The following is a 25,866-nucleotide window of genomic DNA, read 5'->3' on the forward strand; positions in this document are numbered from 1 at the left end:
AGGCACCAAAAACGCTACGTCTTACACCCGCCCCAATGCCACCGCATGATGGCGCAGGTGCTCCTCGATGAAGCTGGCAATGAAGTAGTAGCTATGGTCATAGCCCGGCTGCAAGCGCAGGGTCAGTTCATGCCCCCCTTTGCGTGCCGCCTGCTCCAGCGCTTCAGGCTTGAGCTGCTTTTCGAGGAAGTCGTCACGGTCGCCCTGGTCCACCAGCAACGGCGGGCACTCGCCGGCCGGCGTTTCGGCCAACAGCACACTGGCATCCCACTCACGCCAGCGCGCACGGTCGTCACCCAGGTACCGGCTGAAGGCCTTTTCGCCCCAGGGGCAATCCATCGGGTTGCTGATCGGCGAGAACGCCGACACCGAACGGTAGCGCCCCGGGTTGCGCAAGGCGCACACCAGTGCGCCATGCCCGCCCATGGAGTGGCCACTGATACTGCGCTCGCCCGATGCCGGGAAGTGCGCCTCGATCAGCGCGGGCAACTCCTCCACCACATAGTCGTGCATGTGGTAGTGCTTGGCCCAAGGTTGCTGGGTGGCGTTGAGGTAGAAGCCCGCGCCCAGGCCGAAGTCCCAGGCGCCGTCCGGGTCGCCCGGCACCTGCTCGCCACGCGGGCTGGTGTCGGGGGCGACGATGATCAGCCCAAGCTCGGCGGCCAGGCGCTGGGCGCCGGCCTTCTGCATGAAGTTCTCGTCGGTGCAGGTGAGGCCGCTAAGCCAGTACAGCACCGGCAGCTTCTCACCCAGCTCGGCCTGCGGCGGCAAGTACACGGCAAATACCATGTCGCAGCCCAGCACCTTGGAGTGATGCCGGTAACGCTTGTGCCAACCGCCGAAGCTTTTCTGGCAGGAGATGTTATCCAGGCTCATGGCGTACCTCAGAAGTGGATCACGCTGCGGATGCTCTTGCCTTCATGCATCAGGTCGAAGGCTTTGTTGATATCCTCCAGGCCCATGGTGTGGGTGATGAAGGTATCCAGCGGGATCTCGCCCTTCTCGGACATTTCCACGTAGCTTGGCAGCTCGCTGCGGCCACGCACGCCACCGAACGCCGAACCGCGCCATACCCGGCCGGTCACCAGCTGGAACGGACGGGTGGCGATTTCCTGGCCGGCACCGGCCACGCCGATGATCACCGACTCGCCCCAGCCCTTGTGGCAGCACTCCAGCGCCGCACGCATCAGTTGCACGTTGCCGATGCACTCGAAGGAGAAGTCCACGCCACCGTCGGTGAGGTCGACGATCACTTCCTGGATCGGGCGGTCGTAGTCTTTCGGGTTGATGCAGTCGGTGGCGCCCAGCTGGCGGGCGATCTCGAACTTGGCCGGGTTGATGTCGATGGCGATGATGCGCGAGGCCTTGGCCTTGACCGCACCGATCACCGCCGACAGGCCGATGCCGCCCAGGCCGAAGATGGCCACGGTATCACCCGGCTTGACCTTGGCGGTGTTGAGCACCGCACCAATACCGGTGGTGACGCCACAGCCCAGCAGGCACACCTTTTCCAGGGGGGCTTCTTTCTGGATCTTGGCCACGGAGATTTCCGGCAGCACGGTGTACTCGGAGAAGGTCGAGGTCCCCATGTAGTGGAACAGCTGCTGGCCCTTGTACGAGAAGCGCGTGGTGCCGTCTGGCATCAGACCCTTGCCTTGGGTCGCACGGATGGCCTGGCACAGGTTGGTCTTGCCCGAGAGGCAGAACTTGCACTTGCCGCATTCCGGGGTGTAAAGCGGAATCACATGATCGCCAACGGCCACCGAGGTCACGCCCTCGCCTACCGCCTCAACGATCGCGCCACCTTCGTGGCCGAGGATCGACGGGAAGATGCCTTCCGGGTCGGCACCGGACAGGGTGTAGGCGTCGGTGTGGCAGACACCGCTGGCGACCACGCGCAGCAGCACTTCACCGGCCTTGGGCATGGCCACGTCGACTTCGACGATTTCCAGGGGTTTCTTGGCTTCGAAGGCTACGGCGGCACGGGACTTGATCATCAAAGGTCTCCAGACAGAGTGTCGATTCAGGCTTGCAGTGTAATTCAGTGCCTTTTGATGAATAATCCAGGCAAAGACAAAACATTATTGCCATACAGGGATAATCAATGAGCAGCCGCTGGGAAGGTATCGACGAATTCGTCGCCGTGGCCGAATCTGGCCAGTTCACGGCGGCGGCCGAACGCCTGGGGGTTTCTTCGTCGCACATCAGCCGCCAGATCGCCCGGCTAGAGGAGCGCCTGCAAACACGCCTGCTCTACCGCAGTACGCGTCGGGTGACCTTGAGCGAGGCCGGGCAAACCTTTCTGCAGCATTGCCAACGTCTTCAGGATGGCCGCGAGGAAGCCATGCGCGCCATGGGCGACTTAGCCAGCGAGCCAAAGGGATTGCTGCGCATGACGTGCGCGGTAGCGTACGGCGAGCGCTTCATCGTGCCGCTCGTGACACGGTTCATAGCGCTGTACCCGCAGCTGCGGGTGGAGGTGGAGTTGAGCAACCACACCCTCGACCTGCTGCACGAAGGCATGGACCTGGCCATCCGTTTGGGGCGGCTGGCCGACTCTCGATTGGTGGCCGCCCGCCTCGCCCCCCGGCGCATGTACGTGTGTGCCTCGCCGGCTTATCTGGAACGTTATGGTCGACCCCACAGCCTGTCAGAGTTGGCGCGGCACAATTGCCTGGTGGGCAGTTCGGACTTGTGGGCATTGCAGCAGGATGGGCGCGAGATAAGCCAGCGGGTGCAGGGTAACTGGCGCTGCAACAGCGGGCAGGCGGTGCTGGATGCGGCATTGCAGGGGATGGGGTTGTGCCAGTTGCCGGATTACTACGTGCTGGAGCACCTGAATACGGGGGCTCTGGTGTCGTTGCTGGAAGCGCACCAGCCGCCGAATACGGCGGTGTGGGCGTTGTATCCGCAGCAGCGGCACCTGTCGCCCAAAGTGCGGCGGCTGGTGGATTACCTGAAGGAGGGGTTGGCGGGGTTGCCGGAATATCGTTTCGGCTGAAGGGATATGCTGGCTTTACCGGCCTCTTCGCGGGCAAGCCAACACCGGTTTGAGCCTTCAGCGCCGCCCAGCCCAGCGCTGGCGCAACCATTCAAGGTCTTCCGGCCGGGTCACCTTGATGTTGTCGCTACGCCCTTCCACCAAACGCGGCGCCTGGCCGGACCATTCGATGGCAGAAGCTTCATCGGTAACTACCACATCCGACACCAGGCACTCAGCGAGCGCCCGGTGCAACGCGCCAAGGCGGAACATCTGCGGCGTATACGCTTGCCAGATGGTGCTACGGTCCACGGTAGCACTTACCCGGCCGCTGCCATCGGCACGCTTGAGGGTATCGCGCGCCGGTACCGCCAGCAGGCCACCCACCGGGTCGTCCGCCAGCTCCGACAACAGTTTGTCCAGGTCGCTGCGCGCCAAATTCGGCCGCGCAGCATCATGCACCAGCACCCAGTCGCTGTCCGAGGCGCCATGTGCATGCAGCAACAGCAAGGCATTGAGCACCGAATCGGCACGCTCGCGCCCACCCGCTGCGCGCTGGATGCGCGGGTCGCTGGCGCAACGCAGGGCCGGCCAGTACGGGTCATCTTCAGCAATGCTGACCACCACACCTTTGAGTGCCGGGTGGCCAAGAAAACCGTCGAGGCTGTGCTCGAGGATGGTCTGCCCAGCCAGCTCCAGGTATTGCTTGGGGCGGTCGGCAGCCATGCGGGCACCTACGCCCGCAGCAGGAATCACGGCCCAGAAGGCCGGTAAGGTATCGATCATTTCTGTGGCAACTGGAAGAGGGTTTCGCCCTCTTTGACCATTCCCAATTCGTGGCGAGCCCGTTCTTCAACGGTCTCCATGCCTTTTTTCAGCTCCAGCACTTCGGCATCGAGCACGCGGTTGCGCTCAAGCAAGCGCTCGTTCTCGGCATGCTGCTCGTCAATCTGCTGCTTCAGTTCGGTCACTTGCGCCAGGCTGCCATTACCCACCCACAGGCGGTACTGCAGGCCACCCAGCAGCAGGAGCAGAACGAGGAACACCCAATAGGGACTGCGCATCACGTTATCCAGGTTAAAAAGGCTGCCGCGTACTTGTTACTTCGGGGCCTCGAATAGCACGAAGCCTGGCCGAGGCCAGGCTTCGTTGACAGAAACCCGTTGGGATGAAGGAAAGATCAATACGAACGTTCCTACAACTCCGGCTGCTGTCTTTTTACCATCTCTTGCTTAGCCGCGAAACTCGGCACGACCACGGTAAACCGCTTTGGCACCCAGTTGCTCTTCGATGCGCAGCAGCTGGTTGTACTTGGAAACGCGGTCGGAACGGCACAGCGAACCAGTCTTGATCTGGCCAGCAGCGGTACCCACGGCCAGGTCGGCAATGGTCGAGTCTTCGGTTTCACCGGAGCGGTGCGAGATCACTGCGGTGTAGCCAGCAGCCTTGGCCATCTGGATGGCTTCCAGGGTTTCGGTCAGCGAGCCGATCTGGTTGAACTTGATCAGGATCGAGTTACCGATGCCCTTCTCGATGCCTTCCTTCAGGATCTTGGTGTTGGTCACGAACAGGTCGTCGCCCACCAGCTGTACCTTTTCACCAATCTTGTCGGTGAGGATCTTCCAGCCAGCCCAGTCGGACTCGTCCAGGCCATCTTCGATCGAGATGATCGGGAAGCGCTCGGTCAGGCCTTTCAGGTATTCGGCGAAACCTTCGGCGTCGAACGACTTGCCTTCGCCGGACAGGTTGTACTTGCCGTCTTCGTAGAATTCGGAAGCCGCGCAGTCCAGGGCCAGGGTCACGTCGGTGCCCAGCTTGTAGCCGGCTTTTTCGACCGCTTCGGCGATGGCGCCCAGGGCATCTTCGTTGGAAGCCAGGTTAGGGGCGAAGCCACCTTCGTCACCCACGGCGGTGTTCAGGCCACGGGCCTTCAGCACGGCTTTGAGGTGGTGGAAAATTTCGGTGCCCATGCGCAGGCCGTCGGAGAAGGTCTTGGCGCCAACCGGCTGAACCATGAACTCCTGGATGTCGACGTTGTTGTCGGCGTGCTCGCCACCGTTGATGATGTTCATCATCGGAACCGGCATCGAGTACTGGCCCGGAGTGCCGTTCAGGTTGGCGATGTGCGCGTACAGCGGCAGGTCCTGGTCCTGGGCAGCGGCCTTGGCGGCAGCCAGGGAAACAGCCAGGATGGCGTTGGCGCCGAGCTTGGCCTTGTTCTCGGTACCGTCCAGTTCGATCATGGCGTGGTCCAGGGCCTTCTGGTCGGAAGGGTCCTTGCCCAGCAGCAGGTCACGGATCGGGCCGTTGATGTTGGCGACAGCCTTCAGCACGCCCTTGCCCAGGTAACGGCTCTTGTCGCCATCACGCAGCTCCAGCGCTTCGCGCGAGCCGGTGGAAGCACCGGACGGCGCGCAAGCGCTGCCGATGATGCCGTTGTCGAGCAGTACATCGGCTTCCACGGTGGGGTTGCCACGCGAATCGAGAACTTCACGACCTTTGATGTCGACGATTTTTGCCATTGTTGTAAGCACTCCAGAATTGACGAAAACAACTTAGCTTAAGAAATTCTTGCCGTTCACCAGGCGGATTTGCAGGGGGCAGGCCGGGTGAAGGGAGCCCCTGACCGATTGGTCAGGGGTGGATCGGGCGGTACTTTACCCGAGAAATGAGCTTTACGCGGTTTCTACCGTCGGAAAACTTTTCACCAGGTCGTCCAGTTGCTTGAGCTGGGCCAGGAATGGCTCCAGTTTGTCCAGGCGCAGGGCGCATGGGCCATCGCATTTGGCGTTGTCCGGGTCCGGGTGGGCTTCGAGGAACAGGCCGGCCAGGCCCTGGCTCATGCCCGCCTTGGCCAGGTCGGTGACCTGGGCGCGGCGGCCACCGGCGGAATCAGCGCGACCGCCCGGCGTCTGCAGGGCGTGGGTCACGTCGAAGAACACCGGGTACTCGAACTGCTTCATGATGCCGAAGCCGAGCATGTCCACCACCAGGTTGTTGTAGCCGAAGCTCGAACCGCGCTCACACAGGATGAGCTGGTCGTTACCGGCCTCGACGCACTTGGCGAGGATGTGCTTCATCTCGTGCGGCGCGAGGAACTGCGCCTTCTTGATGTTGATCACAGCGCCGGTCTTGGCCATCGCGACGACCAGGTCGGTCTGGCGCGAAAGGAAGGCTGGCAACTGGATGATGTCACACACCTTGGCCACCGGCTCGCACTGGTAGGGCTCGTGCACATCAGTGATCACCGGCACGTTGAAGGTGCGCTTGATCTCTTCGAAGATCTTCAGCCCTTCTTCCATGCCCGGGCCACGGTAAGACGTCACCGACGAACGGTTGGCCTTGTCGAAACTGGCCTTGAACACGTAGGGGATACCGAGCTTCTCGGTCACCCGCACGTACTCCTCGCAGACCTTCATTGCCAGGTCACGGGACTCCAGGACGTTCATGCCGCCGAACAGGACGAACGGCTTGTCGTTGGCGATCTCGATGTTACCGACGCGGATGATCTTCTGGGTCATTGATCAGGCCTTGTTCTTCTGAGCCAGGGCTGCCTTGACGAAACCACTGAACAGCGGGTGGCCGTCACGCGGGGTGGAGGTGAACTCCGGGTGGAACTGGCAGGCGACGAACCATGGGTGGTCCTTGGACTCGACCACTTCCACCAGCGCGCCGTCTTCGGAACGGCCAGAAACCACCAGGCCAGCGTCGACCAGTTGCGGCAGCAGGTTGTTGTTCACTTCGTAGCGGTGGCGATGACGCTCGGTGATCACGTCCTTGCCGTAGCAGTCGTGCACCTTGGAACCGGCAGCCAGCTGGCAGTCCTGTGCGCCCAGGCGCATGGTGCCGCCCAGGTCGGAAGCCTCGTTGCGGGTTTCGACGGCACCGGTGGCATCGGCCCACTCGGTGATCAGGCCGACCACAGGGTGGCCGCTGTTGCGGTCGAACTCGGTGGAGTTGGCGTCTTTCCAGCCCATGACGTTACGGGCGAATTCGATCACGGCCACCTGCATGCCCAGGCAGATACCCAGGTACGGCACCTTGTTTTCACGGGCGTATTGCACCGCAGTGATCTTGCCTTCCACGCCGCGCAGGCCGAAACCGCCCGGCACCAGAATGGCATCGGCGCCTTCGAGCAGGCTGGTGCCCTGGTTCTCGATGTCTTCCGAATCGATGTAGCGCAGGTTGACCTTGGTACGGTTGGTGATGCCGGCGTGGCTCATCGCTTCGATCAGCGACTTGTACGCGTCCAGCAGCTCCATGTACTTGCCGACCATAGCGATGGTCACTTCCTGCTCAGGGTTGAGCTTGGCATCGACCACCTTGTCCCACTCGGACAGGTCGGCGCCATTGCACTGCAGGCCGAAACGCTCGACGACGAAGTCGTCCAGGCCCTGTGCGTGCAGTACGCCCGGGATCTTGTAGATGGTGTCGACGTCTTCCAGCGAAATCACCGCACGCTCTTCAACGTTGGTGAACAGCGCGATCTTGCGACGCGACGAGGCATCGACCGGGTGGTCGGAGCGGCAGATCAGCACGTCAGGCTGCAGGCCGATGGAGCGCAGCTCCTTGACCGAGTGCTGGGTCGGCTTGGTCTTGGTTTCGCCAGCGGTGGCGATGTACGGGACCAGGGTCAGGTGCATCAGCATGGCGCGCTTGGAGCCCACTTCGACGCGCAGCTGGCGGATGGCCTCGAGGAACGGCTGCGACTCGATGTCACCCACGGTACCGCCGATTTCCACCAGGGCCACGTCGGCATCGCCGGCACCCTTGATGATGCGACGTTTGATCTCGTCGGTGATGTGCGGGATGACCTGGATGGTCGCGCCCAGGTAATCACCACGACGCTCTTTACGCAGCACGTGCTCGTAGATGCGGCCGGTGGTGAAGTTGTTGTTCTGGGTCATGGTGGTGCGGATGAACCGCTCGTAGTGACCCAGGTCGAGGTCGGTCTCGGCGCCATCGTGGGTGACGAACACTTCACCGTGCTGGAACGGGCTCATGGTGCCCGGATCGACGTTGATGTACGGATCCAGCTTGAGCATGGTGACCTTCAGGCCCCGCGCTTCCAGGATGGCCGCCAGGGAAGCCGAGGCAATGCCTTTCCCCAATGAAGAAACAACACCGCCCGTGACGAATATGTAGCGCGTCATGAAAAACCCTAGAAGTCTGCGTTAAAGCGGCCAGCGCCGCCGGAGAAAGCGAAGGAAGGCCGAAGCCCCCGATCACCTGCGTCAATCACAGTGCATCTCGAAAAACTGCCGCGTCTGTACAGACCAGGGGTATTCCCGGCATGGAGCTCGCTCGTCATTTCCAGAATCAGCCCAGCAAAAAACTGCTTGGTAATCGGCAACTCCTGTGTTTTCGCGGAACCCACAGAAGCTGTATCAAGAAGGGAGGGTAGTCTACCCGAATGTACCCTTCAGCTCAAACCTTGCGCGTTCGTCGGTAACTGCCAGTGCAGCTGGCAATCCGCCTGCACCAACCCCGGTAGGTTGGCCACCGCCAGCAAACACTCGCCCTGATACAGCAGCGGCAGGCGTGAGCGCAGGAAATGCGGCACCTGCAACTCGTTGAGCAGGCGCTTGAGGTCGCGCCGCCCACGGCCGGGGATGTCCAGCATTTCGCCGCCCTGGCGGTAGGCGATGCGCAGGTCTGCGAGCGGCTGTGCGACCGCAAGACGCACGCTGCCGTTACCTGGCAGCAACAGCGGCACGGTGGGGTTCCCCCATACCAGCTCGCCGACGGGCAGCTGTAGCCAGTCACCACTCAGCCACCAGATGCGCCCATGGCTGCGCAGCAGGTGCCCGTCGGCGAGCCGCCAGACCGGCTGCGCATCCCCGGCAGCATCACGCAGGTCCGCCCAGCCGGCCCAGTGGCGGGTGTCTGGCAAACGGGTGCGAAGGCTCAGCCAATACTGCAGGGCATTGCGCTGACGGGCGGGCGACAACGCGACCAGAGATGCCAGATCGAGCGAGTCCAACCCGGCCCAGGCCTTCGGCGCCCCCCTTTCTGCGCACGCAAGGTCACCTTGGGCGAGCTCGTCCAGCAGCCCCAAGGCTTCGCCCAGGTGCTCTGCGGCGCGGGCGAGGTTCTGGGTGGTTTGCGGCCAACGTTGCTGCAAATGCGGAAGCACCTCGCCACGCAGGAAGTTGCGGGCGAAATGTGTGTCGGCGTTTGACGGGTCTTCGATCCAGGCTAGCCCCTTCATTCGGGCATAGGCTTGCAGCTGCTGCCGAGCACAAGCCAGCAAAGGCCTGACCAGACTGCCCTGCCCTAGCGCCCGCTGCATCGGCATTGCAGCCAGGCCACGCAGACCGGCGCCGCGCAACAGACGAAACAGCAGGGTTTCGGCCTGGTCGTCACGGTGCTGGCCGGTGAACAGGATGTCGCCGGGGCTCAGGGCTTGTTTGAACGCGGCATAGCGGGCATCGCGAGCGGCCTGTTCGAGGCTGGCGCCGGGGGCGACCTGGACGTGGATGACCTGGAGTTCAATGCCGAGATTGTCGCAGATGGCTTGGCAGTGTGCGGGCCAGGCGTCGGCGGCGGTTTGCAGACCGTGATGGATGTGGACCGCACGCAGCGGGGGGGATGTGTGATGGCGAGCGTAGTCGGCCAGCAGGTGCAGGAGGACGGTGGAATCGAGGCCGCCTGAAAAGGCGATGTACCAGGCTGGGGCGTTGAGCCAAGGGGTGAGGTTGATCATCGAACCCGCACTCCATTCAAGAATGCATTCGCGGGCAAGCCCGCTCCCACAAGTTGCTCGCTCAGTGCAGAAGAGCGCTGTCCCTGTGGGAGCGGGCTTGCCCGCGAACACCGGCGAAGCCGGTGCCATTCATCTCGCTATCAGAGGCCGTAGCTCATCAGGCGCTCGTAACGACGGGCCAGCAGCGCGTCGTTGTCGAACTTGCTGAGCATGTCCAGCTGCTGCACCAGGTCGGCGCGGATGCTTTCCGACATCTTGGCCGGGTCGCGGTGGGCGCCGCCCAGCGGTTCCTGGATCACCTTGTCAACGATGTTCAGGCTCTTCAGGCGCTCGGCAGTTATGCCCATGGCCTCGGCCGCATCAGCTGCCTTGTCGGCAGTCTTCCACAGGATCGAAGCGCAACCTTCCGGCGAGATCACCGAGTAGGTGGAATATTGCAGCATGTTGAGCTGGTCACACACACCGATGGCCAATGCACCGCCAGAACCACCCTCGCCAATTACGGTCGCGATGATCGGGGTTTTCAGGCGAGCCATCACACGCAGGTTCCAGGCGATTGCCTCGCTCTGGTTGCGCTCTTCGGCGTCGATACCCGGGTAGGCACCCGGGGTGTCGATGAAGGTCAGGATCGGCATCTTGAAGCGCTCGGCCATTTCCATCAGGCGGCAAGCCTTGCGGTAGCCTTCCGGGCGCGGCATGCCGAAGTTGCGGCGCACCTTCTCACGCACTTCACGGCCCTTCTGATGGCCGATGACCATGACCGGCTTGCCGTCCAGGCGTGCGGTCCCCCCCACAATGGCGGCGTCGTCGGAGAAGTGGCGGTCACCGTGCAGCTCTTCGAACTCGGTGAAGATGTGTTCCAGGTAGTCCAGGGTGTAAGGACGACGCGGATGACGGGCCAGACGGGCGATCTGCCAGCTGGTCAGGTTGCCGAAGATGCTTTCGGTCAGGGTGCTGCTCTTGTCTTGCAGACGGGCAATTTCATCGCTGATGTTCAGCGAGTTGTCGTTGCCTACCAGGCGCAGGCCTTCGATCTTGGCTTGCAGGTCGGCAATCGGCTGTTCGAAATCGAGAAAATTCGGGTTCATAGTCATCCGTCTTGGGTCTACGGCCAGGCGGCCGGCCGGTTGATCCGTTTGGCGCCCTACCTTAAGGGATCAGGCGCATTCAGGTCGAGATTAAATTTTTTTCGGTTCAACGATATTGCAGGAAGACGTTCTCACGTCCGAACTGGTCACGCAGCGCCTGAATCAGCCCGTCGGCCGGGTCGATTGCCCACTGGTCGCCGAACTGCAGCATGGCCTTGGCATCACTGCCGGTGTATTCCAGGGTAATCGGGCAGGCACCGCGATGGCGGTTAATCAGCTCGCCCAGCCACTTCAGGCGGTCGCCCTTCAATGCGTCGTGCGCCACCTTCAGGCGCAAGCTTTCGGCCAGCTTGGTGCGCGCATCTTCCATGGTCATCACCTGCTTGACCCGCAGGCGCAGGCCACCGGAGAAGTCGTCGTTGCTGACCTCACCCTCCACCACCACCATGGCATCGTTCTGCAGCAAGGACTGTGCCGCCATGAACGCATCGGCGAACAACGATGCCTCGATGCGCCCGGAGCGGTCATCCAGCGTGACAAAGCCCATCTTGTCGCCCTTCTTGTTCTTCATCACCCGCAGCGCAATGATCATGCCGGCGATCGTCTGGGTTTCACGCGACGGCTTCAGGTCGACGATGCGCTGGCGGGCAAAGCGGCGGATTTCGGCCTCGTACTCGTCGATCGGGTGGCCGGTGAGGTACAGGCCGAGGGTGTCCTTCTCCCCCTTCAGGCGCTCCTTGAGGGTGAGTTCACGCACCTTGCGGTGGTTGGCATAAACATCGACATCCGCCGCGTCGAACATGCTGCCGAACAGGTCGACATGGCCGCTGTCAGCGGTATGGGCTGCCTGCTCGGCAGCCTTGATGGCCTCACCCAACGCAGAGATCAAGGTTGCACGGTTGATGTCGATGTTGGCGTGATAGGCCTTGATCTCGTCATGGAAATGCGGCCCCAGGCGGTCCAGCGCGCCACTTCGGATCAACGCATCCAGGGTACGCTTGTTGACCCGCTTGAGGTCGATACGTTCACAGAAGTCGAACAGGTCCTTGAACGGGCCGCCCTGGGCACGGGCCTCTACAATTGCCTCCACCGGGCCTTCACCCACGCCCTTGATGGCACCCAGGCCATAGACGATACGGCCGTCGTTGTTGACGGTGAACTTGAAGTCGGAGAAGTTCACATCCGGCGCGTCGAGGCGCAGCTTCATGCTGCGCACTTCCTCGACCAGCACCACCACCTTGTCGGTGTTGTGCATGTCCGCCGACAGTACCGCAGCCATGAACGGCGCCGGGTAGTGGGTTTTCAGCCAGGCGGTCTGGTACGACACCAGGCCATAAGCCGCGGAGTGGGATTTGTTGAACCCGTAACCGGCGAACTTCTCTACCAGGTCGAAGATGTTACCGGCAAGGTCCGCATCGATATTGTTGGCCACGCAGCCTTCGATGAAACCACCGCGCTGCTTGGCCATTTCCTCGGGTTTTTTCTTACCCATCGCCCGGCGCAGCATGTCGGCGCCGCCCAGGGTATAGCCCGCCATCACCTGGGCAATCTGCATCACCTGTTCCTGATACAGGATGATGCCGTAGGTCGGTGCCAGTACCGGCTTGAGGCCTTCATACTGGTAGTCGGAGTGCGGGTAAGCCAGCTCGGCGCGGCCGTGCTTGCGGTTGATGAAGTCGTCCACCATGCCCGATTGCAGCGGGCCCGGGCGGAACAGTGCCACCAGTGCGATCAGGTCTTCCAGGCAGTCGGGCTTGAGCTTCTTGATCAGCTCCTTCATGCCGCGCGATTCGAGCTGGAACACCGCCGTGGTCTCGGCTTTTTGCAGCAACTCGTACGTCTTGCGGTCGTCCAGCGGGATGAAGTCGATGTTGAGATCCGGCAGGTTCTTCTTGGCCTGCTCGCGGTTGATGATCTCCATCGCCCACTTAATGATGGTGAGCGTACGCAAGCCGAGGAAGTCGAACTTCACCAGGCCCGCAGCCTCGACGTCATCCTTGTCGAACTGGGTTACCAACCCACCGCCCTCTTCGTCACAGGCGATCGGCGAAAAGTCGGTGAGCTTGGTCGGCGCGATAACCACACCACCGGCGTGCTTGCCGGTACCCCGGGTCACACCTTCCAGCTTCAGGGCCATGTCCCAGATTTCGCGGGCGTCTTCGTCGCCTTTGAGGAAGTCGCGCAGGATCTCTTCCTGCTCGTAGGCCTTCTCCAGGGTCATGCCCACTTCGAACGGGATCATCTTCGACAGGCGGTCGGCCAGGCCGTAGGACTTGCCCTGCACCCGCGCCACGTCACGCACCACTGCCTTGGCGGCCATGGTACCGAAGGTGATGATCTGGCTCACCGCGTTGCGGCCGTAAGCCTCGGCCACGTAGTCGATCACCCGGTCACGGCCGTCCATGCAGAAGTCGACGTCGAAGTCGGGCATGGAAATACGTTCAGGGTTAAGGAAGCGCTCGAACAGCAGGTCGTAGGCCAGCGGGTCGAGGTCAGTGATCTTGAGTACGTAGGCCACCAACGAGCCAGCACCCGAACCACGGCCCGGGCCTACCGGCACGTCGTTGTTCTTGGCCCACTTGATGAAGTCCATAACGATCAGGAAGTAGCCGGGGAAGCCCATCTGGATGATGATGTCCAGCTCGAACTTCAGGCGGTCCAGGTACACCTGGCGCTTTTCTTCGTAATTGGGCGTGGTCTCTTTCGGCCACAGCACCGCCAGGCGCTCTTCCAGGCCTTCGTGGGACACATGCCGCAAGTAATCGTCGATACCCATGCCATTGGGCGTGGGGAAATCGGGCAGGAAGTACTTGCCCAGCTGAACCTGGATATTGCAGCGCTTGGCGATTTCGACCGTGTTGGCGATGGCATCAGGCAGGTCGCTGAACAGCTCGGCCATTTCCTCGGCCGACTTCAGGTACTGCTGATCGCTGTAGCTACGCGGGCGGCGCGGGTCGTCGAGGGTCCAGCCCTCGCCAATGCACACGCGGGTTTCGTGGGCATCGAAGTCGGCTTGCTTGAGGAAGCGCACGTCGTTGGTGGCCACCAGCGGGGCGCCGAGCTTGTCTGCCAGCGCTACCGCAGCGTGCACGTACTCTTCGTCACGGGCGCGGTTGGTGCGCTGCACTTCAACGTAGAAGCGATCGGGGAACATGCCCATCCAGTCTTGCAGCAGGGCCTGGGCTTCGTCGTCCCGGCCAGCCAGCAAGGCCATGCCGATGTCGCCTTCCTTGCCCGCAGACAGGGCAATCAGGCCTTCACTGACAGGGGCGATCCATTCACGCTGCAGGATGACCAGGCCATTGCGCTGGCCGTCGGTCCAGCCACGCGAGATCAACTCGGTGAGGTTGCGATAGCCCTTGGGGTCCATGGCCAGGAAGCAGATGCGCGACAGCGGCGCTTCCGGGTCGGCACCGGCCAGCCACAGGTCAGCGCCGCAGATCGGCTTGATGCCGGCGCCCATGGCGGTCTTATAGAACTTCACAAGCGAGCACATGTTGCTCTGGTCGGTGATCGCCACCGCCGGCATGTTCATCCCCGCCAGCGCCTTGGCCAGCGGTTTGACCCGCACCAGGCCGTCGACCAGCGAGAATTCGGAGTGGACGCGCAGGTGAACGAAGGGAACCGACATGGAAAATCCTGTAGCAGTGCTGAACGACAAGGGCGGGATTGTAGCTTAATTGCGAGAGGGTTTTTGGGCTGCGTCGCAGCCCTTCGCGGGCAAGCCCGCTCCCACAGGGATATCATCGCCCTCAGGAACAACACTATACCTGTGGGAGCGGGCTTGCCCGCGAAGGGCCGCACAGCGGCCCCAACGGGTCAGATCAGGGAATCGATGACGCCTTCACGTGCGTCCCAGGCCGCCCGCACCGGGGCAAAGGAACGCCGATGAATGGGCGTAGGCCCCAATCGTGCGAGCGCCTCGAGGTGCACTGGGGTCGGGTAGCCCTTGTGCCCGCCAATGCCATAACCCGGGTAGATCAGCTCGAATGCACTCATCTCCCGGTCTCGTGTCACCTTGGCCAGGATCGAAGCCGCCGCGATCGCCGGCACCTGACTATCGCCCTTGACCACCGGCGAGGCCGGTACGGCCAGCTTCGGGCAGCGGTTGCCATCGATCAGGGCCAGTTTCGGCGTGATGTGCAAGCCTTCCACCGCACGCTGCATGGCCAGCATCGTGGCCTGCAGGATGTTCAGGCGGTCGATTTCATCGACCTCGGCACGGGCGATACAGAAGCTCAGCGCCTTTTCACGGATTTCGTCGAACAACGCCTCGCGCTTGGCTTCGGTGAGCTTCTTCGAATCGTTCAGGCCCAGGATCGGGCGCGCAGGATCGAGGATCACCGCCGCCGTCACCACCGCGCCACACAGTGGGCCACGGCCCACTTCGTCAACGCCGGCGACCAGGTCCTCGACCAGGTTGAAGTCCAGTCCAATTTGCATGTCAGCGGTCCTTGAGCAGGGCCAGTACCGCCTCGGCCGCCTGATTGGAGGCGTCGCGGCGCAGGGTGCGGTGAATTTCGTCGAAACGCTCGGTCTGCCGACTGCCATCACGCACCAGCGGCGCAAGGGTATTGGCCAACGCTTCGCTGGTGGCGTCATCCTGCAGCAACTCGGGCACCAGCTCGCGCTGGGCCAGCAGGTTCGGCAATGAGACGTAGGGGCTTTTCACCAGGCGCTTGAGAATCCAGTAGGTCAAGGGCGCAAGGCGATAGGCCACCACCATAGGCCGCTTGAACAGCAACGCTTCGAGGGTGGCGGTGCCAGAGGCGATCAGTACGGCATCACAGGCCGCCAGGGCCTGATGCGACTGGCCATCCAGCAGCGTCAGCGGCAGCTGCCGCCCTTCGAGCATCTGCTCGACCTGGGCACGGCGCGCGGCATTGGCGCACGGCAGCACGAAGCGCACGCCCGGCACCTGTTGGCACAAGCGCTCTGCGGCATCAAGGAACAATACGCCCAGTCGCCCGACTTCCCCACCCCGGCTACCCGGCATCAGTGCCACTACCGGCCCCTCGCCAAAGCCCAACGCAGCGCGCGCAGCCGGGCGGTCGGCTTCAAGCGGTATGGTGTCGGCCAACGGGTGGCCAACAAAACGTACCGGCACGCCCTGCTCTTCATAGAACCGCGCCTCGAACGGCAACAGCGTCAGCATCAGGTCGCAGCCTTCGCGAATCTTCAGCACACGCTTCTGCCGCCACGCCCAGACCGACGGGCTGACGTAGTGCACGGTCTTGATCCCGGCCTGACGCAGTTTCAGCTCGATGTTGAGGGTGAAGTCAGGGGCGTCGATGCCGATGAATACATCCGGCTTTTCGGCGATCAGCGTCTGGATCAGCAGCTTGCGGCGCTTGAGCAACTCGCGCAGGCGCCCCAGCACTTCGACCAGGCCCATGACAGCCAGGCGCTCCATGGGGAAGTACGATTGCAGGCCTTCGGCTTCCATCAACGGGCCGCCAACGCCTATGAAACGCACATCCGGGTGGCGCGCCTTGAGGGCACGCATCAGGCCGGACCCCAGAATATCGCCGCTGGCCTCACCTGCGACCAAGGCTACGCAAAGCGGGGCCATGTCAGCGGGTGATGCCGCGGGCGGAGTTCACGATCGACTGGCGGAACAGTTCGACCTCAGGGTGTTGCGCGGCCATTTCCGCCAACTCCTTGAGCGCGTCTTCGACGGTCAGGCCCTGGCGGTAGACAATCTTGTAGCAACGGCGCAGCACATGGATCACCTCGTCGCTGAAACCGCGACGGCGCATGCCCTCGAAGTTCATGCTACGGGCTTCGGCCGGGCTGCCAAACACGGTAACAAAAGCCGGAACGTCCTTGCCAATCGCCGTACCCATGCCGGAAAACGCGTGGGCGCCGATATGGCAGTACTGGTGCACCAGGGTGTAGCCAGACAGGATCGCCCAGTCACCCACATGCACATGGCCGGCCAGGGCTGTGTTGTTGACCAGGATGCAGTGATTGCCAATGACGCTGTCGTGGCCGATGTGGGCATAGGCCATGATCAGGTTGTGGTCACCCACGGTGGTTTCGGCGCGGTCCTGAACGGTACCACGGTGAATGGTCACCCCTTCACGGATCACATTGTGGTCACCGATCACCAGGCGCGTCGGTTCACCCTTGTACTTGAGGTCCGGGGTGTCTTCACCGATCGAGGAAAACTGAAAGATACGGTTGTGCTTGCCGATGCGGGTCGGGCCTTTGAGCACAACATGCGGGCCGATAACGGTGCCCTCCCCGATTTCCACATCGGGGCCAACGATCGACCAAGGGCCGACCTCGACGCCATCGGCCAGTTTGGCCGACGGGTCGATAATGGCCCGAGGATCAATCGAATTCATAGGGAGCGTTCCGCGCAGGTGATCTCTGCCGAGCAAACCGGCTTGCCGTCGACCAGGGCACGGCACTCGAATTTCCAGATCATGCTCTTGCGGCTGAGGAACTTGGCTTCCAGCACCAACTGGTCACCCGGCAGTACCGGCTGACGGAAACGCAGCTTGTCGGAGCCGACGAAGTAGTACAGGGTGCCGTCGGCCGGCTTGGCATCGAGCATCTTGAAGCCAAGGATGCCGGCCGCCTGGGCCATGGCTTCGATGATCAGGACACCCGGCATGATCGGGTGCGCCGGGAAGTGGCCATTGAAGAACGGCTCGTTGATGCTGACATTCTTGTAGGCACGAATGCTCTGGGCCTCGAAGTCCAGATCCGTCACTCGGTCCACCAGCAGGAACGGGTAACGGTGAGGCAGGTATTCGCGAATCTCGTTGATGTCCATCATTTCGGGGGGGAAGCCTGTAATAAGAATAGGGAGCGCAGGTGCTGACCACACGCTCCTTTTGCAATCCAAAGAGGAGCCAGCTAGCGACTGTTCACTCTTGCTCAGGGAATGGTATCAGCCTTCTGATGTCGGCAGGCCACCTGAGGTCACGGTATCGACGCGTTTTTCCAGCTGCTGAAGACGCTTGGCCATGTCATCGAGCTGACGGATACGCGCAGCGCTCTTGCGCCAGTCAGCCAAAGGCTGCATGGCTGTGCCGGAAGAATAGGAACCGGGTTCAGTGATCGAACGGGTTACCATTGTCATCCCGGAAACAAATACGTTATCGCAAATATCAATGTGCCCTACCAGGCCTACGCCGCCGGCCAGCATGCAATGCTTGCCGATGCGCGTACTGCCGGAGATGCCCACGCAAGCCGCCATGGCCGTGTGGTCACCGATCTGCACGTTGTGGGCGATCTGGATCTGGTTGTCGAGCTTTACCCCGTCGCCGATCCGCGTGTCGGACAGCGCACCACGGTCGACGGCAGTGTTGACGCCGATTTCAACGTCATCACCAATGGTGACGCCGCCAATCTGGGCGATCTTGCGCCAGATGCCTTTCTCATTGGCAAAGCCGAAGCCTTCGCCGCCGATCACAGCACCTGACTGGATGACCACTCGCTTGCCGATGGTGACGTCGTGATACAACGTCACCCGCGGCGCCAGCCAGCCGCCTTCACCTACAACGCAACGCGCACCGATGAAGCAATGTGCGCCGATGCTGACATCAGCCCCGATGCGCGCACCGCTTTCGATAACCGCGAACGGCCCGATGCTGGCGCTGGCGTCCACCTGCGCGTCCTCAGCCACCACGGCGCTGGGATGGATTCCCGCCACAGCCTTGGGTTTGGGGTCGAACAAGTGGGAAATACGCGCATACGCCTGGTACGGGTCGGCCACGATCAGGGCATTGCCAGCGAAGCTTTCGGCATCCGCAGCCTTGAGCAATACCGCACCCGCCTGGCAGTTATCCAGGTACTTGCGGTACTGCGGGTTGGCGAGGAAGCTCAATTGACCGGGGCCTGCCTCCTGCAAGGTGGCCAGCCCGGTAATCTGCAACGCCTCGGGCCCCTTGAGGGTGGCACCGAGGGCCTCGGCCAGCTGGCCTAGCGTCATGGTCACACTCATATCAACGGGCTTGGTTCATGCGCTCGATGACCTGGCGGGTGATGTCGTACTGAGGCTTGACATCGATGACCGCACCACGCTCGAGGACCAGGTCGTAGCCGCCCTTCTTGATCACTTCCTCGACAGCACCATCCAGCTTTGGCTTCAGTTGCTTGAGCATGTCGCGATCGGCAACGGCTTTGGCTTCGTTCAGTTCCTTGGACTGGAACTGGAAGTCACGGGCCTTTTGCTTGAACTCGAGCTCCAGGCGCTCACGCTCCTGCTGCTGCATCTTGTCGCCGCCCTTGATCAGGCGGTCCTGGATGCCCTTGGCGCTGCTTTCCAGGCTTTTCAGCTTGGTCAGTTGCGGGCCGAACTTCTTTTCGGCATCAACTGCGTACTTCTTGGCAGCATCCGATTCCAGCAGGGCCATCTGATAGTTCAGCACGGCAACCTTCATTTCGGCGAAAGCCGGGGTGGCGACCAGCGCCGCGGCCACTACGGCCAGTTGAGCCAATTTACGCACGATGCACTCCTGGATAAACCGTTGTCATTAAGCAAGGGCCGACCTTAGAAGGTCTGGCCCAGAGAGAATTGGAACACCTGGGTATCGGCATCGTCCGGCTTCTTCACCGGCATTGCCAAGCTGAAGCTCAGCGGGCCCAGTGCGGTAATCCAGGTCACACCAAGACCAACCGAGCTGGCCATGCCCGAGAAACCGACTTTCTCGCAATCAGGCTTGTTGCCGCAATTGGTGTCGAACACGTTACCGACGTCCCAGAACACGGAGGTGCGCAGCGAACGCTGGTCCTTGACGAACGGCAGCGGGAACAGCAACTCGGCACCACCTTGCACCAGCACGTTACCACCGAACGGCAACGGATCCTGATCCGGGTCGCGGATGGTACCTGGCTTGCCACCGTCGGCCGCGCCGCGGCTCGGCGTACTGCGTGGGCCCAGGCTGCTGTCCTTGAAGCCACGGACGGAGTTGAAGCCACCCGCGAAGTAGTTCTCGTAGAACGGCAGGCCGGAGGTGCTGCCGTAACCGTCACCATAGCCCAGCTCGGTGTGCAGGCGCAGGGTGTAGTCGTTGGTGATCGGCTTGAAAAGCTGACCACGGTAGTCGAGCTTGAAGAACGACAGGTCGCTACCCGGAATGGTGGATTCCAGAGTCAGGCTTTGCGAGTGACCACGGGTAGCCAGCACACCTTTGTTCAAGGTCGACTCGGACCAGCCGATCGAGGCCTTGAAGTTCAGGAAGTTGTCGCCTTCCTGCTCGAGGAAATCGAAGATCTCGTCAACGGTGTACTTACCGGTCTTGATCTTGTCCTGCTGCACGCTCAGGCCATAGGTCAGGCGCGAGGTTTCGCTGATCGGGTAGCCTAGGCTAACGCCCGCGCCGTAGCTGTCCACCGCATAGCTGGCCACGTCGACATCGAGGTCGTCGTAGTTGGTGCTGCGGTAGAAGGCGTTGTAGCCCAGGCTGACGCCGTCGGCCGTGAAGTAGGGGTCCACGAAGCCGAAGTTGTAGCGGGTCTGGTATTCCGAACGGGTCAGGCCGACGGATACCTTGTTACCGGTACCGAGGAAGTTGCTCTGGCTGATCGAACCGCCGAGGATCAGGCCGGCGCTCTGGGCGAAACCGACACTGGCGGTGATCGAGCCCGAAGCTTGCTCTTCGACGCTGTAATTGACGTCGACCTGGTCGTCGGTGCCCGGCACCGGCGGGGTCTCTACGTTGACTTCCTTGAAGAAGCCCAGGCGCTCCAGACGAGTCTTGGACTGGTCGATCAGGTAGGTCGAGGCCCAGCCGCCTTCCATCTGGCGCATTTCGCGACGCAGCACTTCGTCTTCGGTCTTGGTGTTGCCGCGGTAGTTGATGCGGTTGACGTAGGCACGCTTGCCCGGGTCGACCACGAACATGATGTCGACCGTGTGGTCCTGGTCGTTCGGCTGAGGTACGCCGTTGACGTTGGCGAAGGTATAGCCTTCGTTACCCAGGCGGCGGGTGATCAGCTCGGACGTGGTAGTCATCACCTTGCGCGAGAACACCTGGCCCGGCTGCACCAGCAGCAGCGACTTGACCTGGTCTTCCGGCACTTTCAGGTCACCGGACAGCTTCACGTCGCGAACGGTGTACTTCTCGCCTTCGTTGATGTTGACGGTGATGTAGACGTGTTTCTTGTCTGGCGTGATGGACACCTGGGTGGAGGCGATGTCCATGTTGATGTAGCCGCGGTCCAGGTAGTAGGAGCGCAGACGCTCCAGGTCGCCGGACAATTTTTCGCGGGCGTACTTGTCGTCGTTCTTGAAGAACGACAGCCAGTTGGTGGTCTTCAGCTCGAACAACTGCCCCAGGGTTTCATCGTCGAACACGTTGTTGCCAACGATGTTGATGTGCTGGATGGCAGCGACGGTGCCTTCGTTGATCTTGATCTTCAGCGCGACGCGGTTGCGCGGTTGCGGCACCACTTCGGCGTCGACCTCGGCCGAGTAGCGGCCCTGGGCCACGTACTGGCGTTGCAGCTCGTTACGCACGCCTTCGAGGGTGGCACGCTGGAAGATCTCGCCTTCGGCCAGGCCCGATTGCTTCAGGCCCTTCATCAGGTCTTCGGTGCTGATTGCCTTGTTGCCTTCGATCTCGATGCTCGACACCGACGGGCGCTCGACCACGTTGATGATCAGCACATTGCCATCGCGGTTCAGCTGAATGTCCTGGAAGAACCCAGTCTTGAACAGGGAACGGGTCGAGTCCACCAGGCGGCGGTCGTCCGCCTGGTCGCCGACGTTCAGCGGCAGGGCACCGAACACACTGCCGGCGGAAACCCGCTGCAGGCCGTTGACGCGAATATCGGAGATGGTGAAGGACTCGGCGTGAACTTCAGCGATCATCAGTGCGGACATGACCGCAGTTAGCAGCAGACGTTTCATGAAGTCCTTTTATTCCAACTGGCAATAAACAACCCGCCGCTACAACACGGCAGGTTCGCAATTGAGCGAAGCTTTATAGTCGACCCAGATCGTTGATCAGGGCGAGCAACATCACCCCTATGACCAAACTGATACCGATCTGGACCCCCCAACCTTGCACCCGATCCGACAGCGGACGACCGCGCGCCCACTCGACCAGGTAAAACAGCAAATGCCCCCCATCCAGTACTGGAATGGGCAGCAGGTTAAGAACCCCCAGGCTTATGCTCAGGTAGGCCAGGAAATTCAGGAAATCCCCCACGCCGGACTGGGCCGAAGCGCCCGCCACTTTAGCAATGGTTATCGGTCCACTCAAGTTTTTTACCGAGAGCTCTCCGAACAGCATTTTCTTCAGCGACTCAAGGGTCAGGACGCTCATGTTCCAGGTGCGCGACAAGCCCTCACCCACCGCTTCCAGCGGGCCATAGCTGACTTCGCGGAGCATGCTGGCAGGCCATTCGCCACCTTTTACCCCGGCACCCAGATAGCCACCGACTGCTTTGCCCTCGCCTTTGCGGGCCAGGGTCACCGGAACGTCCAGGGCCGCGCCATCACGCTCCACGCGCACGACTATTTTGGCATCCGGGCGCGCACGCACGCTGTCGACAACCTGTTGCCATTCGGTCACGGCCACGCCATCGACCGCCAGCAGTTTGTCACCGGTTTTCAGGCCCGCAGCGGCAGCTGGCCCCTTCGGATCGATCTCGGCCAGTACGGGCACGATCGCCGGGCGCCAAGGGTGCAGACCAAGCGACTGGATCGGGTCCGGCTCGTCGGCGCCCTTGAGCCAGCTGTCCAGTTTGACCTGCAACTGGCGCTCGGCAATGGCGCCTTCGTCGAGCACGCCAACCTGCAAAGTGCCGCTCTCACCCAGACGGCGAACCAGCTGCAGATTGACCGCCGACCAACCGTTGGTCGGCTTGCCGTCAATGGAGACGATTTCCTGACCTGCGGTCAGGCCAGCCGACGCAGCCAGGCTGTCACTGTCGACCGCACCGATCACCGGACGGACCTGCTGGGTACCCAGCATTGCCAGCACCCAGAAGAACAGGATGGCCAGCAGGAAGTTGGCAATCGGGCCTGCCGCGACGATCGCGATACGCTGGCGAACCGACTTGCGGTTGAACGACTGCCCGGCCAGCGCAGGCGGCACATCGCCCTCGCGCTCGTCGAGCATCTTGACGTAGCCACCCAGCGGAATCGCCGCGACTACGAACTCGGTCCCGTGGCGGTCATGCCAGCGCAGCAACGGCGTGCCGAAGCCCACCGAGAAGCGCAGCACCTTGACGCCGCAGCGGCGCGCCACCCAAAAGTGGCCGAATTCGTGGAAGGTGACCAGCACACCCAAGGCCACGAGGGTGCCGATAATCATGTAGAGCGCTGTCATGTCCATCTCCGAATGATGTTCAGCAGGCCGGCTTCAGCGACCGTGACGCCTCAGCCACTCACGGGAAAGCTCTCGGGCACGCTGGTCGGCGGCAAACACCGCATCCAGCGATGGCAACGGCACGACGGGCTCTTGGTCGAGCACCTGCTCGATCATACCCGCGATCTCCGGGAAGCGGATACGCCGCCCGAGAAATGCCTCGACCGCCACCTCGTTGGCTGCGTTGAGCACAGCGGGCGCACTGTTACCGGCCTCCGCAGCCTGCCGCGCCAGGCGCAGGCAAGGGAAGCGCTGTTCGTCGGGCGCCTGAAAATCCAGACGGGCGATGGCGAACAGGTCCAGCGGTGCCACTCCGGAGTCGATCCGCTCGGGCCACGCCAGGGCATTGGCGATCGGCGTGCGCATGTCCGGGTTCCCCAGCTGCGCCAGCACCGAACCGTCCACATAGTCGACCAGGGAGTGGATCACGCTCTGCGGGTGCACCACCACCTCTACCTTGGCCGGCGCGGCGTCGAACAGCCAGCAGGCTTCGATCAGCTCAAGCCCTTTGTTCATCATGCTGGCCGAGTCGACGGAAATCTTGCGCCCCATCGACCAGTTAGGGTGCGCGCAGGCTTGTTCCGGGGTCACGTCCAGCAGTGCCTCGACCGGTGTTTCACGGAACGGACCACCGGACGCCGTGAGCAGAATCCGGCGTACGCCGACCGCGCTCAAACCGCGCGCATAATCGCCGGGCATGCACTGGAAAATCGCGTTGTGCTCGCTGTCGATTGGCAACAACACGGCACCACTGCGCCGTACCGCCTCCATGAACAGCGCGCCAGACATCACCAGGGCTTCCTTGTTGGCCAGCAACACCTTCTTGCCCGCCTCGACGGCGGCCAAGGTAGGACGCAGGCCGGCCGCACCGACAATGGCTGCCATCACGGCGTCTACTTCCGCTGCCGACGCCACCTGGCAAAGCCCGGCCTCCCCCTCCAGCACTTCGGTAGCGCAACCGACCGTTGACAGGCCTTCGCGCAGCCGCGAAGCGGCCTCAGCGCTCGGCACCACGGCGAACGCCGGACGATGGCGCACGCAAAGGGCCAGTAATTCATCGATACGCGAATAGCCGCTGAGGGCAAACACCTGGTAGCGATCGGGGTGTCGCGCAATCACATCCAGCGTGCTCAGGCCGATGGAGCCAGTGGCTCCGAGCACGGTAATACGCTGCGGGCGACTCACATCACACCCCATTCGGCAGCCCACAGCAGCACAGCGAAGATCGGGATCGCTGCGGTCAGGCTGTCGATGCGGTCCAACACACCCCCATGGCCAGGCAGCAGGTTGCTGCTGTCCTTGATGCCGGAGCGGCGCTTAAACATGCTCTCGGTCAGGTCACCGACCACCGAGGACATCACCAGCAACGCGGCGCCCAGCAGGCCCAGCAAGAGCTGGCCAAAGCCCCAGTCGCGGCTGATGCCGACACCCAGGGTAATCAACAGGCTGACGGCCAGGCCGCCATACACACCTTCCCAGCTCTTGCCAGGGCTGACCTGCGGGGCGAGCTTGCGCTTGCCAAACGCCCGCCCAGAGAAGTACGCGCCGATGTCGGCAGCCCAGACCAGCACCATGACCGAGAGGATCAGCCAGTTGCCCAGCGGCCAGTGCTTGAGCAGCACCAACCCCTGCCAGGCTGGCAGCAACACCAGCAGGCCAATCAGCAACCGACAGGCGGCACTGGCCCACAGCTCGCTGCTGCGCGGATAAGTAAGCACCAGCCAGGTGGCCAGGCCCCACCAGATCACCGCAGCGCCCAACACCCAGGGCGCCAGTTCCGGGAGGATGTACAGCAGCATCAGCGCCCCGGCGACCACCAAGGCATAGGCAATGCGCAGCGGCTGGGCCATGAGCCCGGCCAAGCGCGCCCACTCCCAGGCGCCAAGGGTCACCACGAAGCCGATGAACAGGGCAAAGTCCCCACCGTTGAGCAGGAAAAAACCGCCCAGCGCGATCGGCAGCAGGATCAGCGCGGTAATGATGCGTTGTTTAAGCATTAAGCACGAGCTCCAGCCTCGACCTGCTCGCTGGTCTTACCGAAGCGGCGCTGGCGCGAAGCGAAATCGGCCAGGGCATTGCGCATGGCCTCGTGTTTGAAGTCCGGCCAGTACAGGTCGGAGAAGTACAACTCGGCGTAGGCCAGTTGCCACAACAGGAAATTGCTGATGCGGTGCTCGCCACCGGTGCGGATGCACAGGTCCGGCAGCGGCAGCTCGCCGGTTGCCAGGCACGTCTGCAGCAGCCCCGGGGTGATGTCTTCCGGGCGCAGGTGACCGGCTTGCACTTCCCGCGCCAGCCGCTGGGCGGCCTGGGCGATATCCCACTGGCCACCGTAGTTGGCTGCGATCTGCAGGATGAAGCGATTGTTGCCGGCGGTCAGCGCCTCGGCTTCGCGCATGGCGGCCTGCAATTCAGGGTGGAAACGCGAACGGTCACCGATGATGCGCAGGCTGATGTTGTTCTCGTTGAGGCGCTTGGCCTCACGGCGCAGGGCCGAGAAGAACAGCTCCATCAACGCACCAACCTCTTCGGCCGGGCGCTGCCAGTTTTCACTGGAGAAGGCGAACAGGGTCAGTACCTCGACCCCGGACTTGGCACAGACTTCGATGACCGCGCGAACGGCGTCGACACCCGCCTTGTGCCCGGCAACGCCGGGCAGCAGGCGCTTTTTCGCCCAGCGGTTGTTGCCATCCATGATGATCGCGACATGACGCGGCACCGAGGACGGTGCCGCCAACTTGGACTTTTCCATTAAAAAAC

Annotated in this window: 22 protein-coding genes; 1 reads left to right on the forward strand and 21 read right to left on the reverse strand. The window is 62.3% G+C overall.

Annotated elements, in window-relative coordinates; genetic code table 11:
* Positions 1-21: 21 nt before the first annotated feature.
* Together fghA and APH36_RS02260 are read right to left on the reverse strand one after the other, a co-directional pair.
* On the reverse strand, positions 22-876 hold the full coding sequence (gene fghA / locus APH36_RS02255) for an S-formylglutathione hydrolase (protein WP_060497312.1): 855 nt from the start codon (positions 874-876) through the stop codon (positions 22-24).
* 8 nt (positions 877-884) lie between these two features.
* Complete coding sequence (locus APH36_RS02260) at positions 885-1,997, reverse strand: S-(hydroxymethyl)glutathione dehydrogenase/class III alcohol dehydrogenase (RefSeq protein ID WP_016712915.1); 1,113 nt, start codon at positions 1,995-1,997, stop codon at positions 885-887.
* Between the two features lie 107 nt (positions 1,998-2,104).
* On the opposite strand from APH36_RS02260, the gene APH36_RS02265 reads away from it, so the two are divergent.
* Positions 2,105-3,001 (forward strand): LysR substrate-binding domain-containing protein, encoded by an 897-nt coding sequence (locus APH36_RS02265; RefSeq protein WP_060497313.1) that lies wholly within the window; start codon positions 2,105-2,107, stop codon positions 2,999-3,001.
* Between the two features lie 57 nt (positions 3,002-3,058).
* On the opposite strand, the gene ispD is transcribed toward APH36_RS02265, so the two are convergent.
* The 19 genes from ispD to uppS all read right to left on the reverse strand — a co-directional run bounded on the left by ispD (position 3,059) and on the right by uppS (position 25,858).
* Complete coding sequence (ispD, locus tag APH36_RS02270) at positions 3,059-3,766, reverse strand: 2-C-methyl-D-erythritol 4-phosphate cytidylyltransferase (protein ID WP_060497314.1); 708 nt, start codon at positions 3,764-3,766, stop codon at positions 3,059-3,061.
* Positions 3,763-4,044 (reverse strand): cell division protein FtsB, encoded by a 282-nt coding sequence (gene ftsB, locus APH36_RS02275; RefSeq protein ID WP_016712918.1) that lies wholly within the window; start codon positions 4,042-4,044, stop codon positions 3,763-3,765. The genes ispD and ftsB overlap by 4 nt, the downstream gene beginning before the upstream one ends.
* 168 nt (positions 4,045-4,212) lie before the next feature.
* A complete protein-coding gene (gene eno / locus APH36_RS02280; RefSeq protein WP_060497315.1) occupies positions 4,213-5,502 on the reverse strand; it encodes a phosphopyruvate hydratase in 1,290 nt (429 codons plus the stop codon).
* Positions 5,503-5,655: 153 nt separating this feature from the next.
* Complete coding sequence (kdsA, locus tag APH36_RS02285; protein ID WP_060497316.1) at positions 5,656-6,501, reverse strand: 3-deoxy-8-phosphooctulonate synthase; 846 nt, start codon at positions 6,499-6,501, stop codon at positions 5,656-5,658.
* 3 nt (positions 6,502-6,504) lie between these two features.
* The gene (locus APH36_RS02290; RefSeq protein WP_060497317.1) at positions 6,505-8,133 is read right to left on the reverse strand and encodes a CTP synthase; all 1,629 of its coding nucleotides are present in this window, start codon (positions 8,131-8,133) and stop codon (positions 6,505-6,507) included.
* Between the two features lie 269 nt (positions 8,134-8,402).
* Positions 8,403-9,686 (reverse strand): tRNA lysidine(34) synthetase TilS, encoded by a 1,284-nt coding sequence (gene tilS / locus APH36_RS02295; protein WP_060497318.1) that lies wholly within the window; start codon positions 9,684-9,686, stop codon positions 8,403-8,405.
* Between the two features lie 140 nt (positions 9,687-9,826).
* A complete protein-coding gene (locus tag APH36_RS02300) occupies positions 9,827-10,774 on the reverse strand; it encodes an acetyl-CoA carboxylase carboxyltransferase subunit alpha (RefSeq protein ID WP_028698702.1) in 948 nt (315 codons plus the stop codon).
* 106 nt (positions 10,775-10,880) lie between these two features.
* A complete protein-coding gene (gene dnaE, locus APH36_RS02305) occupies positions 10,881-14,405 on the reverse strand; it encodes a DNA polymerase III subunit alpha (protein WP_060497319.1) in 3,525 nt (1,174 codons plus the stop codon).
* 188 nt (positions 14,406-14,593) lie between these two features.
* The gene (gene rnhB, locus APH36_RS02310) at positions 14,594-15,217 is read right to left on the reverse strand and encodes a ribonuclease HII (RefSeq protein WP_060497320.1); all 624 of its coding nucleotides are present in this window, start codon (positions 15,215-15,217) and stop codon (positions 14,594-14,596) included.
* 1 nt (position 15,218) lies between these two features.
* Positions 15,219-16,346, reverse strand: a complete 1,128-nt coding sequence (lpxB, locus tag APH36_RS02315; protein WP_060497321.1) for a lipid-A-disaccharide synthase — start codon at positions 16,344-16,346, stop codon at positions 15,219-15,221.
* A 1-nt stretch (position 16,347) separates the two neighbouring features.
* The gene (gene lpxA / locus APH36_RS02320; protein WP_016712927.1) at positions 16,348-17,124 is read right to left on the reverse strand and encodes an acyl-ACP--UDP-N-acetylglucosamine O-acyltransferase; all 777 of its coding nucleotides are present in this window, start codon (positions 17,122-17,124) and stop codon (positions 16,348-16,350) included.
* Positions 17,121-17,561, reverse strand: a complete 441-nt coding sequence (gene fabZ / locus APH36_RS02325) for a 3-hydroxyacyl-ACP dehydratase FabZ (protein WP_003252314.1) — start codon at positions 17,559-17,561, stop codon at positions 17,121-17,123. The genes lpxA and fabZ overlap by 4 nt, the downstream gene beginning before the upstream one ends.
* 114 nt (positions 17,562-17,675) lie before the next feature.
* Entirely contained in the window at positions 17,676-18,731 is a 1,056-nt protein-coding gene (gene lpxD, locus APH36_RS02330; protein ID WP_060497322.1) for a UDP-3-O-(3-hydroxymyristoyl)glucosamine N-acyltransferase, read from the reverse strand.
* Position 18,732: 1 nt separating this feature from the next.
* On the reverse strand, positions 18,733-19,236 hold the full coding sequence (locus tag APH36_RS02335) for an OmpH family outer membrane protein (RefSeq protein ID WP_003252311.1): 504 nt from the start codon (positions 19,234-19,236) through the stop codon (positions 18,733-18,735).
* A gap of 44 nt (positions 19,237-19,280) precedes the next feature.
* Entirely contained in the window at positions 19,281-21,641 is a 2,361-nt protein-coding gene (gene bamA / locus APH36_RS02340) for an outer membrane protein assembly factor BamA (protein ID WP_060497323.1), read from the reverse strand.
* Between the two features lie 73 nt (positions 21,642-21,714).
* Entirely contained in the window at positions 21,715-23,067 is a 1,353-nt protein-coding gene (gene rseP, locus APH36_RS02345) for an RIP metalloprotease RseP (protein ID WP_060497324.1), read from the reverse strand.
* A gap of 33 nt (positions 23,068-23,100) precedes the next feature.
* Complete coding sequence (ispC, locus tag APH36_RS02350; RefSeq protein ID WP_060497325.1) at positions 23,101-24,291, reverse strand: 1-deoxy-D-xylulose-5-phosphate reductoisomerase; 1,191 nt, start codon at positions 24,289-24,291, stop codon at positions 23,101-23,103.
* Entirely contained in the window at positions 24,288-25,103 is an 816-nt protein-coding gene (locus APH36_RS02355) for a phosphatidate cytidylyltransferase (RefSeq protein WP_016712932.1), read from the reverse strand. Before APH36_RS02355 ends, ispC begins: the two co-directional genes overlap by 4 nt.
* On the reverse strand, positions 25,103-25,858 hold the full coding sequence (uppS, locus tag APH36_RS02360; protein ID WP_016712933.1) for a polyprenyl diphosphate synthase: 756 nt from the start codon (positions 25,856-25,858) through the stop codon (positions 25,103-25,105). The genes APH36_RS02355 and uppS overlap by 1 nt, the downstream gene beginning before the upstream one ends.
* Positions 25,859-25,866 lie beyond the last annotated feature (8 nt).

Origin of the sequence: Pseudomonas sp. NBRC 111133 (assembly GCF_001320605.1) — a bacterium.
Lineage (GTDB): Bacteria > Pseudomonadota > Gammaproteobacteria > Pseudomonadales > Pseudomonadaceae > Aquipseudomonas > Aquipseudomonas monteilii.